This window comes from Ottowia beijingensis, assembly GCF_013423955.1.
In the GTDB taxonomy this organism is placed as follows: domain Bacteria; phylum Pseudomonadota; class Gammaproteobacteria; order Burkholderiales; family Burkholderiaceae_C; genus Ottowia; species Ottowia beijingensis.
The window spans coordinates 413,037-429,382 of the sequence record NZ_JACCKX010000001.1 but is presented as its reverse complement, the minus strand read 5'-3'; the positions used below and the strand labels follow the sequence as shown (position 1 = coordinate 429,382).

Sequence of the window (16,346 nt, the reverse complement as noted above, 5' to 3'; positions counted from 1 at the left end):
GAAGGCGGGCCTCCTTTCTGAACAGCCCTGTTGCTCTGCATGACCCCGTTTCGCTCCGCCCCGGTTTGCTGGCGCGCGCTGCATCGTGCAGCGGGCGCGGGGCTGCTGGCCCTGGCGCTGGCGGCCTGCGGGCCGCAGCCCGCAGCGCCACCGCCCGAGCTGAGCGTGGCACAGATGCACCGCCTGATGCGCCACGCCACGCCGCACCGCACCATCGACGCCGGCTGGGCGCGCGACATGCGCGTCGCCTTCGCGGGGCTGGACCTGCGCGCCACGCGCCAGAACGTGTGCGCAGCCATCGCCGTGGTGGCGCAGGAAAGCGGCTTTGTGGCCGACCCCGAGGTGCCCGGCCTGGCCGACATCACGCTCGGCAAGCTGCAGCAGATCTCGCAGAACCCGGCCGCGTGGGCGGCGATCAACGTGCGCCTGCGGCAGCAGGCGGCCAACGGGCGCAGCTTCCACGACAACCTGCGCGCCATCCGCACCGAGCGCGACCTGGAGCACTGGTACCAGGCCTTCACGGCTGCGCACCTCACCGGCCCGCTGCTGCGGCTGGCCGGCAAGGATGTCGACACGCTGATCTCCACGCTGGGTTCGATGCAGGTGTCGGTGGCGTTTGCACGCGACTTTGCGCGCGAGCACGACATCCCCGAGCCCGACATCCGCGCCCGGCTCTACAGCCGCGCCGGCGGCCTGTTCTACGGCATCGCGCACCTGCTGAAGTACGAGTTCCACTACGCCGACTGGCGGCACCTGTTCGCCGACTACAACGCCGGCCACCACGCCAGCCGCAACGCGGGTTTCCAGCGCATGGTGTCGGCGCTGTCGGGCCAGCGGCTGGCGCCCGACGGCGATTTGCTGTCGTATGCCGAGGGCGCCGCCGCCCCTTCGGCCACCTACCGGGCGGTGCTGGCGGCGCTGGCGCGCCACGGCGTGGCGGCCGATCCGCAGGCCGTGCTGCGCGACCTGCGGCAGGAAAAGCGCGCCGCGCTGTTCGACACCGCCACCTACCGCCAGATCGCCGCGCTGCACCGCCAGCGCACCGGCTACGCCATCACCGAGGCCATGCCGCAGATCCGCCTGCAGAGCGACAAGATCCAGCGCCGCCTGACCACCGAATGGTTCGCCGGCCGTGTCGACACGCGCTACCAGCAGTGCCTGCGTGCGCCGGTCTGACGCCGCCGGCTTGGTAAGCTCGCGCGCCATGACCGCTGCTTTCTTCCCGGCGCAGGACGAGGTGCGCCAATGGCTGCAGGACGCAGCCCACATCGCCATGCTGACGGGCGCCGGCGTCAGCGCCGAATCGGGCGTGCCCACGTTTCGCGACGCGCAGACCGGCCTGTGGGCCAACTTCCGCGCCGAAGACCTGGCCACCGAAGCCGCCTTCCGGCGCGACCCGCAGCGCGTGTGGGACTGGTACGCCGAGCGGCGCGCCAACATGGTTCACGTGCAGCCCAACGCCGGCCACCACGCCGTGGCGGCGTTTCAGCAGCGGCACCCCGGCCGGCTGACGCTGGCGACGCAGAACGTGGACGGCCTGCACCAGAAGGCCGGCAGCCCCGAGGTGCTGGCGCTGCACGGCAACATCTTCGACGACCAGTGGCTCGACCCTGCGCGCTGGCGCGCCGCCCGCAGGACGGCTGTGGCGTGGCGCAGGCCGAGCCCGGCCACCCGCCGCGCTGCGCGCAGTGCGGCAACCTGCTGCGCCCGGCGGTGGTGTGGTTCGGCGAGATGCTGCCGATGGACGCGCTGGCCGCGGCCGAGCAGGCGGCCGAGCGCTGCGACGTGATGCTGGTGGTGGGCACCGCCGGCGCGGTGTACCCGGCCGCCGGCCTCGCGCACCAGGCGCGGGCGGCCGGTGCGCGCGTGGTCATCGTCAACCCGCACCCGAGCGAGCTGGACGACATTGCCCACCGGGTGCTGGCCGGAACCTCGGCGCAGGTGCTGCCGCAGTTGCTCGACTTCTGAGGGAAGGGTGAGCGGCCGGCGTGGCCGCCGCACAGTGAAGGCACATACTCCCTGCCATGCAGGCCGCCAGCGCCCGATGGGCAGGCGCTGGAGAGGCATACTCCCCTTAATGCTTGCGCTGACCCGTGCCCGCCCGCCGATGCGCGGGCCGCCAGCGCGGCGCTAGACCAGCCCCAGCATCCCCAGCACCGCGCCGGCGCCGATCAGCCACAGCAGGTGCAGCCGGGTGCGCCACACGATCAAGGTGGCCGCGGCCGTGAGCAGCCACAGCGGCGCGTCGCGCGCGGGCTGGTCGTGCGCGGCGGTCAGCAGCCAGCCGGTGGCGATCAGCAGCGCCACCACGATGGGCGCCATGCCGGCCTTGAAGGCGCGCACCGCGCGCAGCCCGCGGTGCCGGTACAGCCAGCGCGTGGCGGTGTAGGTCAGGATGCCCGAAGGGATCAGCATGCCCAGCATGGCCACGGCCACGCCCCCAGCGCCAGCGCATAGGCGCGTGGCCCGCCGGCCGGGCCGCCGCCGGCGTTCAGCCCCACGTTCCAGCCCACCAGGCCGACGAACAGCACGTTGGGCCCCGGCGCCGCCTGCGCCAGCGCGATGGAGGCGCTGAACTGCCCGTCGCTCAGCCAGCCGCGCGCGCCGACCAGGTAGCGGTGCATGTCGGGCGCCGTGGCAATGGCACCGCCCACGGCCAGCAGCGACAGCGACAGGAAGTGCGTGAACAGCGCCAGCCAGTCGGCGGGGGTGAGGGTGATGGTCATGGCTTCTGCCCCGAGTCGGCATCGGTCAGCGCGGCGGGGTGGGGCGCGCCGTGCGCCAGCGGCCCCGGTGGCGTCGGCGTGGCGCCCAGCCGGTGCCAGGCCCAGGCGCAGCCGGCGCCGCCGATGACCAGCAGCACCGCGCCCAGCGGCCAGCGCAGCAGCGCGATGGCGACGAAGCTGGCCAGCGCCAGCAGCGCGCAGGCGGCCGGCCCCATCACGTTGCTGCGCAGCGCGGCGATCAGCTTGATGCCGGTGGCGATGATCAGGCCCGCGGCCACCGCGCCCATGCCGCGCAGCGCGCGCTGCGCCAGCTCATGGTCGGCCACGGTGGCGAACAGCGCCGCCAGCACCAGCACCACGCCCAGCGGCAGCACCAGCATGCCGGCCAGCGCCGCCAGCGCGCCGCTCAGGCCGAAGTGGCGGTCGCCGATCATCATCGACAGGTTGACCACGTTGGGGCCGGGCATGATCTGCGCCACGGCCCAGTCCTCGATGAACTGCTCGCGCGAGAGCCAGCGCTTTTTCTCGACCAGCTCGCGCTGCACCACCGCCAGCACGCCGCCAAAGCCCTGCAGCGCCAGCCAGGTGAACGACCAGAACAGGTCGGCGCGCGAGCGCGGGGCGTTCAGCGGCTCGGCGGGCGGCGGGGCAGGGGCATGGCGGTGCGTGCGGTGGGCGGGGCGGCCTGACGTGGCGGCCGGCGTGGCGTTTTCAGGGCGCGGTCATGGGGTGCGGCCAGGTGCTCACAGCACCTCCAGCACGCGCTCCAGCGGCCGACCCAGGCGCGCGCCTTTCGCACTGACGACGATCGGGCGGTTGATGAGCACCGGCGTGGTCAGCATGGCGTCGAGCAGCTGGTCGTCGGACAGCTGCGGATCGTCCAGACCCTGCTCCAGGTATTCGGGCTGCTTGGTGCGCAGCAGGGCGCGCAGCGGCTCGCCGGTGGCGGCGGCGATGCGCTGCAGCTCATCGCGGCTGGGCGGGGTCTTGAGGTATTCGACAACCTGCGGCTCGATGCCGCGCTCGCGCAGCAGCGCCAGCGCGTTGCGCGAGGTGCTGCACCGGGGGTTGTGGTAGATCGTGACGGCGCTCATGGCGGTTTCCTTCTCTGGATGCGTTTTACTTCACAAACGATAGCTGGCACTTTCTGGATGGGCGCTGGAGGCCGATTTCACTCATAAAGCAGAAACGGCTGGCGTGCCTGCCGCCAAGCCGCTTCGTCGGCCTGGGCCAGCGCGTCCAGATCGGCCGGGGTGGCCTGCGCATCGTCCACCCATTCGCGCAGCAGCGGGCTGCCGTTGATCACGTCGATGGGCAGCTTGCCGAAGGCGTATTCGTAGGGGAAGTCGCGCCACAGCGGGTAGCCGGGCTGCTGGCGGCGGATCGCCTTGAAGGCCAGCGCCTGCAGCCGCCAGGGCTGGAAGGCGGCGTGGTCGTAATGCGTCGGGTCTTCCACGTGGATCTGCACGCCGGCGCACAGCTGGTGCACGTGCTTGTGAAAGGTCGGCTCGAACCAGCATTCGCGCAGCACGCAGCCGCGCAGCCAGTCGGGGGCCAGCGCACGCATGTCGGCCAGCAGGCGGCGCGTGTCGATGTCGGGCGCACCGAACAGCTCCAGCGGGCGCGTGGTGCCGCGGCCTTCGCTCAAAGTGGTGCCTTCCAGCATCACGGTGCCGGCATAGGCGCGCGCCATGCTCAAGTTGGGGGCGTTGGGGCTGGGATTGACCCACGTCCGTTCAGTCGGCCAGCCGAAGCCGGGCGCGGCGTCGGGCTGCCAGCCTTGCATGGTGATGACGCGGTATTCGACATCGAGCTTGAGCAAATCGATGAACCAGTGCCCCAGCTCACCCATCGTCATGCCATGGCGCATGGGCATAGGGCCGGCGCCGACGAAGCTCTCCCAGCCGTCGCGCAGCGTCAGCCCTTCCACCGGGCGGCCGGCGGGGTTGGGGCGGTCGAGCACCCATACGGCCTTGCCGTGCGCCGCCGCGGCCTCCAGCACGTAGCGCAGCGTGGTGATGAAGGTGTATATGCGGCAACCCAGGTCCTGCAGGTCGACCAGCACCACGTCCCACGATGCCAGCATCGCGTCGGTGGGGCGGCGCACCTCGCCGTACAAGCTGAACACGGGGATGCCGAGGCGCGGGTCGGTGAAGTCGGGCGACTCCATCATGTTGTCCTGCTTGTCGCCGCGCAGGCCGTGCTGCGGGCCGAAGGCGGCGGTGAGCCGCACATCGGGCAGGGCGGCCAGTGCATCGAGCGAATGCGTCAGATCGCGCGTGACCGAGGCCGGGTGCGCCAGCAGCGCGACGCGGCGGCCTTTCAGGGGCGCGCAGCGCAGGGTCTTGCAGAAAACGTTCGAGGCCGAATTGCATGGGCATGACTTGTGTTTTGATAGCTGGCGGCGCGGGTCCGCTCGGGGCTTGGGCGTGATTGTGCGTCAGGCCGTGCGCGCCGGGCTACGATGCGTGCATCGCCGCCCAAGCGGTCTGAAAGACAACATGAACACGACTTCGCCCCCGGGCACCCAGGCCGCCGCGCAGGCGCGCCGGGCCCGCTTCTGGAACTGGATCGCCCGCCGCTATGCCGGCCACACCATGAGCGACCCGGCGGGCTACGAAAGAGCCTGGCGCGCGTCATCGGCCTGCTGGCGCCCACGCACGAGGTGCTGGAGCTGGGCTGCGGCACCGGCAGCACCGCGCTGCGCCTGGCGCCGCACACGGGGCGCCTGCTGGCCACCGACTTTTCGCCCGAGATGCTGGCCATCGCGCGCGAGCGCCTGGCGGCGCAGCCGGTGCCGCAACTGGTGTTCGAACTGGCCGACGCCGACGCACCCGAACTGGGGCAGGCGCGCTACGACCGCGTGCTGGCCTTCAACCTGCTGCACCTGACCGCCGACCTGGACACCGCGCTGGCCGGCATCGTGCGCGCGCTGCGGCCCGGCGGGCTGCTGATCTCCAAGACGCCGTGCATCGCCGAGCTGAACCCGTTCGCCGTGGGCGGGCTGCGGCTGCTGATGCCCGTGCTGCGTGCCATGGGCCGGGCGCCGTACCTGCAGTTCCTGGACGAACCGCGCCTGCGCGCCGCCATGCAGCGCGCCGGCCTGCAGGTGCAGGCCAGCGAACGCCACGGCACGGGCAGCGGCCGCGATGTGCGCGCCTTCATCGTGGCGCGCAAGCCGGACGACGGCGCGCAGACTCAGGCAGCGTGAGGTGCCGGCACGCGCGCCGTCCAGCCGCCACGATGGTGGAAGTCGGGCTGCGCGGCGGGGTGGTGCAGCGCCCAGTAACTCAGGTGGCCGTCCTGTGCTTCGATGACGGCCGTCAGGCCCAGCGGCAACGGTGCATCGGGCGCACCGGCGGGCAGCGCGGCCAGCGGCAGGCCCACGTCCAGCGTCAGCACCGAGCCATCTTGCAGCACCAAGGGCGCCAGCGCGAGCGACGCCAGGGGTTGGTCGGCCGCCGCATCGCGCTGTCGCTCGGCGCTGAAGCCGTAGGCCGCCCATTCGCCCGAGGGTGCGAAGTTGAACTCGTGGTACGCACTGCCGCCGGGCGCGCCGACGAAGGCCTCGAAGCAGGTGTGGCGCCACAGGCCGTCGGCAAAACGTGGCGGTCGTCTGTCAGGCAGCCGCAGCGCCTGCACATCGGCGTGCAGCGTGTAGCGCAGGTGCAGTCGCGGGGTGCCGCCCTGGGTGCGCCAGTGCCAGGCAGCGCGCAGGCTGCGCACCGCCGCACAGGGCATGGCGGGGTGACAGGCCAGGGCATGTTCGGCGCGGCTGGGCGAGGTCGTCGGGGGCTCACGCGCCGCATTCTGCCCGTGCGGCAGCGTCAACCGATGGCCCGGCCTTCGCCCACCTCCTCGGTCGTCACGCCGTCGCGGATGTGGTAGATGCGCTTGAAGGTGGGGATGATCTTCTCGTCGTGTGTGACCACGATCACGGCGGTCTGGAACTGGCGCGCCATGTCGTTGAGGATGCGGATCACGGCCAGCGCGCGCTCCGAATCGAGCGGTGCCGTCGGCTCGTCGGCCAGGATGACGGGCGGGCGGTTGACCAGACCGCGTGCGATGGCCACGCGCTGCTGCTCGCCGCCCGACAGCTGCGACGGCATGGCCTTGGCGCGGTGCTGCACGTCGAGCGCCGTGAGCAGCTCCAGCGCACGCTGGCGCGCTTCTGCGTTGGGCACGCCGGCCAGCATGGGCAGCAGGGCCACGTTGTCGGTGACGTCGAGAAAGGGGATGAGGTACGGCGCCTGGAACACGAAGCCGATCTTGTCGCGCCGCAGGGCGCGCAGATCGCGTACTTTCCAGCCGTCGTCGTAGATCACCTCGTCGCCCAGCGTCATGCGGCCCGCGCTGGGGTCGATGATGGCGCCCAGGCACTTGAGCAGCGTGCTCTTGCCCGAGCCGGAGGGGCCGATCAGGCCCACCACCTCGCCCGGCGCGACCTGCATGTCGACGTGCTTGAGTGCGTCCACCGCCGTGTCGCCCTGGCCGTAGCGCTTGCGCAGGCCTTCGATGAGGATGCCCGTGGTCATGCTCAGCCTCCGACCGCCTCGGCGGGATCCACTTTCAGCGCCAGCCGGATCGACACCAGGCTGGCCAGCAGGCAGATGCCCATCACGACAAAGAAGCCGGTGATGGTGTCCTGCGGCAGCAGCAGCACGTAGCGTGGAAACGCCGGCCCGGCCAGCGTGGCGGCGATCTTGCCCACCATGAAGCCGATCAGGCCCAGCGCCAGCGCCTGCTGCGCGATCATCCAGGCGATGGTGCGGTTGCGCGTGCCGATGAGCTTGAGCACGGCGATCTCGCGGATCTTGTCCATGGTCAGCGTGTAGATGATGAAGGCCACGATGGCCGCGCTGACCACCGCCAGGATGGCCAGGAACATGCCGATCTGCCGGGCCGAGGTGGAGATCAGCTTGCCGACCAGGATTTCCTGCATGTCGGCGCGCGTGTAGGCGGTCAGGCGCTTCCAGCGCTCGATGGACTGCGCCACCTCGTCGGCCGAATGGCCCGGCTGCAGCGTGACCAAGACGGCGTTGACCGAGGTGTTGCTGCTCTGCGAGGCGATCACGGCATCCAGCACGCCGGGGGCGCCGGGCCGGTTGAAGGCGGGGTTGGCCTGGGTGCGGCGGCGGCTTTGCCAGATGGCGTCGTTGTCCTTGAGGAACTGCGCTTCCTGGGCATCCTTCAGCGGGATGAAGATCATCGGATCGCCGCCCGAGGACACCATGCGCCGCGTCAGCCCCACCACGGTGTACTGCTTGCGCCGGATCTGGATGCGGTCGCCCAGCGCGAAGCCGGAGGCGATGTCGGCCACCGCCTCGTAATGGCTGTGCGTGAGGTGGCGGCCCGCCACCAGATGGCGCGGCCAGCCGGGCTGGGTGCTGGCGCCGGGCGCCACGCCCACTACCATGGTGCGCACGTCCTGGCTGCCGCGCCGCGCCTGCATCGTCAGGTAGGTGATGTTGACGGCCTGTTCAACACCGCGCGTCAGCCGCACGCTGCGGTAGGCGTCGTCGGGCAGGCTGGAGGGCTCGGCGTAGGGCCCCAGCGTGTCCTGCTGCACCACCCACAGGTCGGCGCCGCTGTTGTCCAGCAGGGCCTGGGCATCGTCGATCATGCCGCGGTACACGCCGGCCATGATCAGCGTCACGCCGATCAGCAGGCCCAGCCCGATGCCGGTGAAGACGAACTTGCCCCAGCCGTGCAGGATGTCGCGGCCGGCCAGGCTGATCATTTCGCCCCCTTGGCGATCTGCTCGACCACCTGCAGCCGGTGGCGCGGGTTCAGCGGTTTTTCGCTGTAGACCACCAGTTGATCGCCTTCCTTCAGGCCATCGTGCACCTGCACGTGGCCGTCCAGATCGGCAGCACCCAGCTGCACGGGCGTGAAGACGGGGTTGTTACCCTGGATGCGCCAGACGCCGGTCTGCCCGTTCTGCCGGTGCACGGCGGCGTTGGGGATGGTGGGCGCCGCCGGCGCGCGGGCAGGGTGACGGTGACCTCGGCCAGCTCGCCGATGGGCGGCAGCGGCGTGGGCATCTGCGCGAAGTCGACCTTGGCCAGCGTTTCCTCGGTCACGGCGTCGGCCTTGGGTTCGATGCGGCTGACCAGGCCGGCCAGCGGCTCGCCGGCACCTGAGCGCAGCACGATCTGCGCCGGCAGTTCGGCCGCCAGCCCGGCGGCGCGCACCTGGTCGAAGCGGGTGTTGATCCACAGCGTCTTCGGGTCGAGCAGCTCGATCACCGTCTGCCCGGCCACGATGGTGGTGCCGGGGTCGGCATCGCGCAGCACCACCACGCCGTCCACCGGCGCCAGCAGGCGCAGGTTGTCGCGCTGCGCGCGCAGCGCCTGCTGGTCGGCGCGGGCGCGGGCCAGCTCCTGCTGCGACACGGTCAGCGCGGCGTCGGCGATCTGCAGCTCTTGCCGGCGCGTGTCCAGGCTTTCGCGGCTCACGGCCTGGGCCTGCTCCAGCACGCGGTAGCGCTCGGCCTGCGAGCGGGCGAAGGCCTGGCGCGCCTGCGCCTCGCGCACGCTGGCCTCGGCGCGGCCCAGCACCGCCTGCTGGGCCTGCATCCGGCTGTCCAGGTCCACCGGGTCCATCTCGCCCAGCAACTGGCCAGCCTTTACGGCATCGCCCACGTGCACGTTCAGCGTGCGCACGCGCGCCGGCAGGGTGGGGCCGATCTTGTAGGTGTAGCGCGCCTGCACGGTGCCGATGCCGAACAGCGCCGGCTGGATGGCACGGCTTTGCACCTGGGCCACCGTGACCGGCACCGGCGCCAGCGGGCCGGCGCGCAGCACCACCCAGACGAACAGTGCCAGCAGCGGCACGAGGATGGCCAGCAGGCCGAGGGTGCGGCCCCGGATGGGAAGTTTCATGTCGCGTCGCTCCGAATGCCGCGCAGGTAGATCTCGAACACGCGGGGCGCATCGCTGCGCATGCGCCCCATGTCGCCGGCCAGCATGGCCTGCATCACCAGGCCCTGCACGGTGCCGATGAACAGCGTGGCGGCGGCCTGGCTGTCCAGCGTGGGCGCCAGCTCGCCGCGCGCCTTGCCCTCTTCCAGCAGGGTGTGCAGGCGCTGGCCGTAGTGCGTCACCAAGGCCTGCACCAGCTGCTTGGCCGGCGTGGTCTCGGCGCGCTGCAGTTCGCCGAACATCATGCGCGGCACACCGGGGTGCTCGGCCACGAAGCCGATGTGGGCCAGGAACATGGCGCGCAGCGCGGCGACGGACGATGCCTTGGCCTCTTTGCCTTCGGCCGCGCGAATGAGCCGGCCCAGCAACTGCTCGGCCACCCATTGCATGACGGCCTGCCAGATCGCCTCCTTGTTGGGGAAATGCCGGAACAACGCGCCCTGCGTCAGCTGCATGTGCTGCGCGATGGCGGCGGTGGTGATCTCGCTCGGGTTCTGCGTGGCGGCCAATGCCATCACGGCCTCCACCGTGTGGGCACGCCGCGCGTCGGCGGGGAGGTGTTTGGGGAGCGCGGGTTCCATGCGGGGGACGATAAAGATAGTAACTGATTACTATCTTAACGGGATGCCGCGGCGGCGTGTTTGCCCGCATCGGGGGTAAGGGCTCTGATGCGTTGGGCGAGATGCGTTTCTTGGCCGGGGTCGCCCTCGGGGCGTGGCGCGATTCGGGGATCAGACGGCTGCCCGAGCCCGCCCCTGCCGGCGGCGGGCTTGGTTGCATCTGCACGCAACTTCAAACGCCTGATTCGGGGGCAGGGCGCCGATGCGGTGTACCGTCATCAATCTTTCATTTGATTGCCATGTGCAAGTCACGCACCGCCATGAACATGAAGCCCACGAGAAAGAGGAAAGGAGCCTCCATCGTGAAAGAACTGCCCACCCCCACGATCGCGTTTTCGCCGGCTTCGCCCGCGCATCTTCCCCGGGGTCGCTTCATCCGGGCGGCGACGGCGCGATTCTGGGGTCGCTGGCAAAAAGCGTCGGCGGCGGGATCAGCGTGGCGTGGGCGCGGCACCACGACGAAGTGAGGGCCGCGCAGCGCCTGCGCTATCAGATTTTGCCGGTGAGATGGGTGCGCGCCTGAACACGCCCGTGCCCGGCCACGACATCGATCTGTTCGACGATTACTGCGAGCACCTGCTGGTGCGCGACGAAGCCACGCAGGAAGTGATCGGCACCTACCGCGTGCTCACGCCCGTGCAGGCCAGGCGCGTGGGGAGCACCTACAGCGACACCGAGTTCGACCTGACGCGCCTGCGCGGCCTGCGCAACCGCATGGTGGAGCTGGGCCGCAGCTGCGTGCACCCCGACCACCGCCATGGCGGCGTGATCATGGCGCTGTGGACGGCGCTGGGCGAGTTCATGGTGCGCAACCAGCTCGACACCATGATCGGCTGCGCCAGCATCCCGCTGATGCAGGGCGGCGTGTTCAATGGCGACGTGGCGGCCAGCATCTGGCGCCAGGTGCGCGCCAAGCACCTCGCGCCCATCGAGTTCCAGGTGCGCCCGCGCCTGGCCCTGCCGCTGGAGAACCTGAACGACCGGCTCGACGTCGAGGCGCCGGCGCTGATCAAGGGCTACCTGCGCCTGGGCACCAAGGTGCTGGGCCCGCCCGCGTGGGACCCGGACTTCAACAGCGCCGACCTGCCGCTGATGATGCGCTTCGCCGACCTGCATCCGCGCTATCGCAAGCATTTCCTGGGGGCTTGAGGTGAGCACCCCCTGAGTCTCCGTCGGGCCTTCCCCCTCTGCTGCGCGAGGGGGACGCCGCTGGCGGCCGGCGCAGGTCCGGCCGCGGCGGCCGCTGACTTCGCCTGCTCCGCGGCGGTTCGACCGGCCATGTTCCGCGATGTCACTGCGCGTTTTGGCGGCCCCGATCTGCCGTGGCAGGGTCCGCCGCCCGAGCGTGGCGGCGGCGATGCCGACGAGCCCGACATGGCGCGCGACCGACCCCGGTACCGCGCCATTTTCATATCCGACATCCACCTCGGCACGCCGGGCTGCCAGGCCGGGCCGCTGCTCGACTTCCTGAAGGAACACGACAGCGAGTCGCTCTACCTGATCGGCGACATCATCGACGGTTGGCAGCTGCGCCGGCGCTGGTTCTGGCCGCAGTCGCACAACGACGTGGTGCAGAAGCTCCTGCGCCGCGCGCGCAAGGGCTGCCACGTGGTCTATGTGCCGGGCAACCACGACGAGTTCGCGCGCCATTTCCTCAACCACAACTTCGGCGGCATCGACGTGGTGGAGGAGACGGTGCACGTCACCGCCGAGGGCTTCCGCCTGTGGATCACGCACGGCGACTATTTCGACGGCGTGATTCAGCACGCCAAGTGGCTGGCCTATGTGGGCGACCACGCCTACGAGGCGGTGCTCAAGCTCAACCGCCACTTCAACAGCCTGCGCGCGCGCCTGGGGCTGCCGTACTGGTCGCTGTCGGCCTACCTGAAGCTCAAGGTGAAGAAGGCGGTGAACTACGTCAGCGACTTCGAGGTGGCGGTGGCCAACGAGGCACGTCGCCGCGGCTACGACGGCGTGGTGTGCGGCCACATCCACCATGCCGAGATCCGCAGCATCGACGGCATGCTGTACTGCAACGACGGCGACTGGGTGGAAAGCCGCAGCGCGCTGGTGGAGCACCACGACGGGCGGCTGGAGCTGATCTTCTGGCAGCCCGGCCACGCGGCCGAGGTGCCGCCGTCGCGGGCGGTGGAAACCGTGTGAAACAGCCGGACAGCCGGACGCAGAGGACGCAGAAGCTCCGCAGAGGGCGCAAAAGAAACAGCCAAACCAATGTTTTCTTCTGCGCCCTCTGCGAAACCTTGGCGTCCTCTGCGTCCGGCTGTTTGTTTTCTTAAATCAAATAAGCCTCTAGCCCTTGCCCATCAAGCGCAAGCAGCTATTATTTTAGAAGTAATTCCATGAAAATCGCTCTGGTGACCGACGCCTGGCAGCCGCAGGTCAACGGCGTGGTGACCACGCTGGTCGAGCTGGTGCAGTCGCTGCGCGCCAGCGGCGACGAGGTCATCGTCATCGAGCCCGGCCAGTTCAAGACCCGCCCCTGCCCGGGCTATCCCGGCATCGACCTGGCCGTGCGACCCGGCTCGCAAGTGCGCGGCCTGCTGGACCGCGCGCAGCCCGACGCCGTGCACATCGCCACCGAAGGCCCGCTGGGCTGGGCCGCGCGGCGCCATTGCCTGCGCCGCGGCTGGGCCTTCACCACGGCCTTCCACACGAAGTTCCCGAGATCCTGCACGCCGCCGTCAGGCTGCCGCTGCCGTGGGGCTATGCCTTCTTCCGCCACTTCCACCGGCCCTCGTCGGGCGTGATGGTGCCCACGCGCGGCGTGGCGGCGGGACTGGCGCAGCGCGGCTTCACCCACCTGCGCGAATGGACGCACGGCGTGGACACGCGCCTGTTCGCCTTTGAGCCCAAGGCCATCGACTACGCGCCGCTGGGGCGCATCGCACGGCCCCTGCACCTGTTCGTCGGCCGTGTGTCGTACGAGAAGAACATCCAGGCCTTTCTGGAGCTGGATCTGCCCGGCACCCAGGTGGTGTGCGGCGTCGGCCCGGTGGAGGACAAGCTGCGCGCCCGCTACCCGCAGGTGCGCTGGCTGGGCGTACTGCCCCGCGAAGAACTGGCGCGCGTGTACGCGGCGGCCGACGTGTTCGTGTTTCCCAGCCGGGCCGATACCTTTGGCCTGGTGATGCTCGAGGCCATGGCTGCGGGCACGCCCGTGGCGGCGTACCCGGTGGATGGCCCCACCGAGGTGCTGGCCGCCGCGCCCGGCCAGCCGGTGGGCGGCGTGATGCACACCGACCTGCGCCATGCGGTGCAGCAGGCGCTGCGCATTCCGCGTGCCGATGCGCGGGCGCACGCGCAGCGCTTCGGCTGGGACGCGGCGGCCCGGCTGTTCCGCGAATACCTCGTGCCGGCACGCCCGGCCACGCTGGCACAACCGGCGGCGGGCTGATGTATCCTGCGGCGATGCTCCATTTTTGAAGTGCCGCCATGCCTGCCGCCGCCGCCGCTGATACCGCCGCCATCCTCGCGCGCTACCCGCTGCTCGACCGCGATGCCAGCATCCTCGACTTCAACCACCGCGTGCTGCACTGGGCCGAGCGGCCCGACGTGCCGCTGCTCGAGCGCCTGCGCTACCTGTGCATCGTGTCGTCAAACCTGGACGAGTTCTTCGAGGTGCGCGCCGAGCCGCACCTGACGGCCTGGCGCGCCGGCACCGACGCCGGTGGCGGCATGCGCCGCCTGATGGCGGCCGCGCACGGGCTGGTGAACCGGCAGTACGCCATCTACAACGACGTGCTGCTGCCGGCCATGGCCGCCAAGCGCCTGCGCATCGTGTCGCACCTCGACCGCAACGAGGCGCAGCGCAAGTGGGTGCGCGAGCATTTCCTGCGCGAGGTCAAGCCGCTCTTGGTGCCGGTGGCGCTGGACCCGGCGCACCCGTTTCCGCAGGTGGCCAACAAGTCGCTCAACTTCATCGTGCAGCTCAAGGGCAAGGACGCCTTCGGCCGCCGCAACGAGATCGCCATCGTCAAGGTGCCGCGCGTGCTGCCGCGCGTGCTGCGCCTGCCCGAGCGCGTGAGCGGCGGCGAAACGCTGTTCGTCATGCTCTCCAGCGTGGTGCGCGCGCACTTGCCCGATCTGTTCCCGGGGCGCGAGGTGGGCGACTTCTCGCACTTCCGTGTCACGCGCGATTCCGATCTGTCGGTGGACGAGCAGGAAGTGAAGAACCTGCGCACTGCGCTGCGGCAGGAACTGCACCAGCGCCACTACGGCCTGGCCATGCGGCTGGAGGTGTCGTCGGCCTGCTCGCCCGAGCTGTCCGACTTTTTGCTGCGCCAGTTCAGGCTGCCGGCCGAGGCGCTGTTCAAGGTGCAAGGGCCGGTGAACCTGGTGCGCCTGCAGCAGCTGATCTCGCTGGTCGACGCCCCGGAGTTGCTGTTCGCGCCCTACAGCGCCAGCTATCCGGTGCAACTCAAGCGCGGCGAATCGGTGTTCGAGCGCCTCAAGCGCGGCGACGTGCTGACGCACCTGCCGTTCGAGAGCTTCGACGGCGTGATCGACTTCCTGCGCGAGGCCGTGCACGACCCGGCCGTGCTGGCCATCAAGCAGACCATCTACCGCACCGGCAACGACAGCCGCATGATGGACCTGCTGATCGACGCGCAGCGCCGCGGCAAGGAAGTGACGGCCGTGGTCGAGCTGAAGGCGCGCTTCGACGAGGAGGCCAACATCAACTGGGCCGAACACCTGGAGCGCGCTGGCGCGCAGGTGGTGTACGGCGTGGTGGGCCTCAAAACCCACGCCAAGATGCTGCTGGTGACGCGGCGCGAAGGCCGCCAGCTGCGCCGCTACGGCCATTTGTCGACCGGCAACTACAACCCGCGCACGGCGGCGCTGTACACCGACCTGAGCTACCTGACGGCCGACGCGCGCCTCACGTCCGACATGGACCAGCTGTTCGTGCACCTGGCCAGCCACAGCCGCCTGCCGCGCATGCAGCGCATGCTGCTGGCGCCGTTCACGCTGCACCGGCAGATGCTGGCCAAGATCGACGCCGTGGCGCAGGCAGCGATGAAGGGGCGGGGCGGGCGCATCGTCGCCAAGATGAACGCGCTGACCGACGAGGCGCTGATCGTGGCGCTGCTGCGCGCCGGCGATGCGGGGGCGAAGATCGACCTGATCGTGCGCGGCGCCTGCATGCTGCCGGCGGCGCTGACCAAAAACATCCGCGTGCGCAGCATCATCGGCCGCTTTCTGGAGCATTCGCGCGTGTTCTATTTCCGCGCCGGGGCCGATGAGCAGCTGTGGCTGTCGTCGGCCGACTGGATGAACCGCAACATGCTGCGCCGCGTCGAAACCGCCTGGCAGGTGACCGACCCGCTGCTGCGCCAGCGCATCATCGACGAATGCCTGCTGGCCTACTTGCACGACGCGCGCGACGCCTGGGTGATGGAAGACGGCGGGCACTACCGCAGCGTCGTCCCGCCCGGTGCGCCACCCGGCCCCAGCGCCCAGGCGGCCTTGATGGAGCGCTACCGATCCTGAAGCAATCTGGAGGAGAGTGAACGATGGACCTGATTCTGTGGCGCCACGCCGAGGCGCAAGACCCCGAAGGCATGATGACCGACCTGGACCGCCCGCTGACGCGCCGCGGCGACAAGCAGGCCACGCGCATGGCCGCCTGGCTGGATCGCCAGCTGCCCGAGGGCACGCGCATCCTGTGCAGCCCGGCCATCCGCACCGAGCAGACGGTGCTGGCGCTGGGCCGCAAGTACAAGCTGCACGACGAGCTGCAGCCCGGTGCCAGCCCCGAGCAGCTGCTGCAACTGGCCGGCTGGCCGAATGGCAAGGCGCCGGTGCTGATCGTCGGCCACCAGCCTACGCTGGGCGAGACCATCTCGCGCCTGCTGGGCATGGCCGAGCACGAATGCTCGGTCAAGAAGGGCGCCATCTGGTGGCTGCGCAGCCGCGAGCGCGACGGCCAGTTGCAGACCGTGGTGGTCACGGTGCAGACGGCCGAGCTGCTGTGAACCGCGCCGCGCGCTGAATTTCAAGCCAAATTGGCCTTGAGCGCCCATGCAGCAAGCGCCAGGCGCTATTTTAATGGTAGC

Annotated in this window: 14 protein-coding genes and 4 pseudogenes; 9 read left to right on the top strand and 9 right to left on the bottom strand. The window is 70.3% G+C overall.

The genetic code is table 11. The features are described 5' to 3' along the window. Window positions 1-39 precede the first annotated feature (39 nt). Genes H0I39_RS02210 through H0I39_RS24685 form a run of 3 tightly spaced genes read left to right on the top strand, consistent with a single transcriptional unit; the run spans window position 40 to window position 1,968 of the window. Window positions 40-1,176, top strand: a complete 1,137-nt coding sequence (locus H0I39_RS02210) for a DUF1615 family protein (protein WP_180549425.1) — start codon at window positions 40-42, stop codon at window positions 1,174-1,176. A gap of 28 nt (window positions 1,177-1,204) precedes the next feature. Further along, window positions 1,205-1,789: a Sir2 family NAD-dependent protein deacetylase gene (locus H0I39_RS02205; RefSeq protein WP_506329696.1), complete on the top strand. Its 585-nt coding sequence runs from the start codon at window positions 1,205-1,207 to the stop codon at window positions 1,787-1,789. Beyond that, window positions 1,714-1,968 (top strand): Sir2 family NAD-dependent protein deacetylase, encoded by a 255-nt coding sequence (locus tag H0I39_RS24685; RefSeq protein WP_506329673.1) that lies wholly within the window; start codon window positions 1,714-1,716, stop codon window positions 1,966-1,968. Before H0I39_RS02205 ends, H0I39_RS24685 begins: the two co-directional genes overlap by 76 nt. Before the next feature lie 162 nt (window positions 1,969-2,130). Here the strand turns inward: H0I39_RS24685 and H0I39_RS02200 are convergent. From H0I39_RS02200 to H0I39_RS02185, 4 genes and pseudogenes are all read right to left on the bottom strand, one after another. Then, a pseudogene (locus H0I39_RS02200) lies at window positions 2,131-2,726 on the bottom strand (chromate transporter). Next, window positions 2,723-3,355 carry a chromate transporter gene (locus tag H0I39_RS02195; protein WP_180551652.1) on the bottom strand — a complete coding sequence of 211 codons (633 nt, stop codon included), beginning with the start codon at window positions 3,353-3,355 and terminating at the stop codon, window positions 2,723-2,725. Before H0I39_RS02195 ends, H0I39_RS02200 begins: the two are co-directional and overlap by 4 nt. A 114-nt stretch (window positions 3,356-3,469) precedes the next feature. Further along, a complete protein-coding gene (arsC, locus tag H0I39_RS02190) occupies window positions 3,470-3,820 on the bottom strand; it encodes an arsenate reductase (glutaredoxin) (protein WP_180549424.1) in 351 nt (116 codons plus the stop codon). A gap of 77 nt (window positions 3,821-3,897) precedes the next feature. After that, window positions 3,898-4,977 (bottom strand): exo-beta-N-acetylmuramidase NamZ family protein, encoded by a 1,080-nt coding sequence (locus H0I39_RS02185; RefSeq protein WP_257645940.1) that lies wholly within the window; start codon window positions 4,975-4,977, stop codon window positions 3,898-3,900. A 213-nt stretch (window positions 4,978-5,190) separates the two neighbouring features. On the opposite strand from H0I39_RS02185, the gene H0I39_RS02180 reads away from it, so the two are divergent. After that, window positions 5,191-5,937 carry a class I SAM-dependent methyltransferase gene (locus H0I39_RS02180; protein WP_257645566.1) on the top strand — a complete coding sequence of 249 codons (747 nt, stop codon included), beginning with the start codon at window positions 5,191-5,193 and terminating at the stop codon, window positions 5,935-5,937. Here the strand turns inward: H0I39_RS02180 and H0I39_RS02175 are convergent. The 5 genes and pseudogenes from H0I39_RS02175 to H0I39_RS02155 all read right to left on the bottom strand — a co-directional run bounded on the left by H0I39_RS02175 (window position 5,925) and on the right by H0I39_RS02155 (window position 10,230). Continuing rightward, window positions 5,925-6,557, bottom strand: coding sequence for a DOMON-like domain-containing protein (locus H0I39_RS02175; RefSeq protein WP_257645565.1), 633 nt, complete (start codon window positions 6,555-6,557; stop codon window positions 5,925-5,927). The two genes, H0I39_RS02180 and H0I39_RS02175, sit on opposite strands and share 13 nt — an antisense overlap. Continuing rightward, a complete protein-coding gene (locus H0I39_RS02170; RefSeq protein ID WP_180549423.1) occupies window positions 6,554-7,261 on the bottom strand; it encodes an ABC transporter ATP-binding protein in 708 nt (235 codons plus the stop codon). The genes H0I39_RS02175 and H0I39_RS02170 overlap by 4 nt, the downstream gene beginning before the upstream one ends. A gap of 2 nt (window positions 7,262-7,263) precedes the next feature. Further along, window positions 7,264-8,466, bottom strand: coding sequence for an ABC transporter permease (locus tag H0I39_RS02165; protein WP_180549422.1), 1,203 nt, complete (start codon window positions 8,464-8,466; stop codon window positions 7,264-7,266). Further along, a pseudogene (locus H0I39_RS02160) lies at window positions 8,463-9,610 on the bottom strand (efflux RND transporter periplasmic adaptor subunit). The gene H0I39_RS02165 and the pseudogene H0I39_RS02160 overlap by 4 nt, the downstream one beginning before the upstream one ends. Beyond that, a complete protein-coding gene (locus H0I39_RS02155) occupies window positions 9,607-10,230 on the bottom strand; it encodes a TetR/AcrR family transcriptional regulator (RefSeq protein WP_180549421.1) in 624 nt (207 codons plus the stop codon). The pseudogene H0I39_RS02160 and the gene H0I39_RS02155 overlap by 4 nt, the downstream one beginning before the upstream one ends. Before the next feature lie 341 nt (window positions 10,231-10,571). Here H0I39_RS02155 and H0I39_RS02150 point away from each other — a divergent pair. The 5 genes and pseudogenes from H0I39_RS02150 (at window position 10,572) to H0I39_RS02130 (ending at window position 16,265) form a co-directional block, all read left to right on the top strand. Next, window positions 10,572-11,418: pseudogene (locus H0I39_RS02150) on the top strand (GNAT family N-acetyltransferase). A gap of 129 nt (window positions 11,419-11,547) precedes the next feature. Next, a complete protein-coding gene (locus H0I39_RS02145; protein ID WP_180549420.1) occupies window positions 11,548-12,432 on the top strand; it encodes a UDP-2,3-diacylglucosamine diphosphatase in 885 nt (294 codons plus the stop codon). 197 nt (window positions 12,433-12,629) lie between these two features. Next, window positions 12,630-13,684 (top strand): annotated as a pseudogene (locus tag H0I39_RS02140) (glycosyltransferase family 4 protein). Window positions 13,685-13,722: 38 nt separating this feature from the next. After that, a complete protein-coding gene (ppk1, locus tag H0I39_RS02135; protein ID WP_180549419.1) occupies window positions 13,723-15,780 on the top strand; it encodes a polyphosphate kinase 1 in 2,058 nt (685 codons plus the stop codon). 23 nt (window positions 15,781-15,803) lie between these two features. Then, window positions 15,804-16,265 carry a SixA phosphatase family protein gene (locus tag H0I39_RS02130; protein WP_180549418.1) on the top strand — a complete coding sequence of 154 codons (462 nt, stop codon included), beginning with the start codon at window positions 15,804-15,806 and terminating at the stop codon, window positions 16,263-16,265. Window positions 16,266-16,346 lie beyond the last annotated feature (81 nt).

Excerpts from the sequence above, each read along its gene's own strand:
- H0I39_RS02155 (WP_180549421.1), bottom strand. The coding sequence starts at position 10,230 with ATGGAACCCGCGCTCCCCAAACACCTCCCCGCCGACGCGCGGCGTGCC.
- ppk1 (WP_180549419.1), top strand. The coding sequence starts at position 13,723 with ATGCCTGCCGCCGCCGCCGCTGATACCGCCGCCATCCTCGCGCGCTAC.
- H0I39_RS02210 (WP_180549425.1), top strand. The coding sequence starts at position 40 with ATGACCCCGTTTCGCTCCGCCCCGGTTTGCTGGCGCGCGCTGCATCGT.
- H0I39_RS02145 (WP_180549420.1), top strand. The coding sequence starts at position 11,548 with ATGTTCCGCGATGTCACTGCGCGTTTTGGCGGCCCCGATCTGCCGTGG.
- arsC (WP_180549424.1), bottom strand. The coding sequence starts at position 3,820 with ATGAGCGCCGTCACGATCTACCACAACCCCCGGTGCAGCACCTCGCGC.
- H0I39_RS02165 (WP_180549422.1), bottom strand. The coding sequence starts at position 8,466 with ATGATCAGCCTGGCCGGCCGCGACATCCTGCACGGCTGGGGCAAGTTC.
- H0I39_RS02180 (WP_257645566.1), top strand. The coding sequence starts at position 5,191 with ATGCGTGCATCGCCGCCCAAGCGGTCTGAAAGACAACATGAACACGAC.
- H0I39_RS02170 (WP_180549423.1), bottom strand. The coding sequence starts at position 7,261 with ATGACCACGGGCATCCTCATCGAAGGCCTGCGCAAGCGCTACGGCCAG.
- H0I39_RS02130 (WP_180549418.1), top strand. The coding sequence starts at position 15,804 with ATGGACCTGATTCTGTGGCGCCACGCCGAGGCGCAAGACCCCGAAGGC.
- H0I39_RS02205 (WP_506329696.1), top strand. The coding sequence starts at position 1,205 with ATGACCGCTGCTTTCTTCCCGGCGCAGGACGAGGTGCGCCAATGGCTG.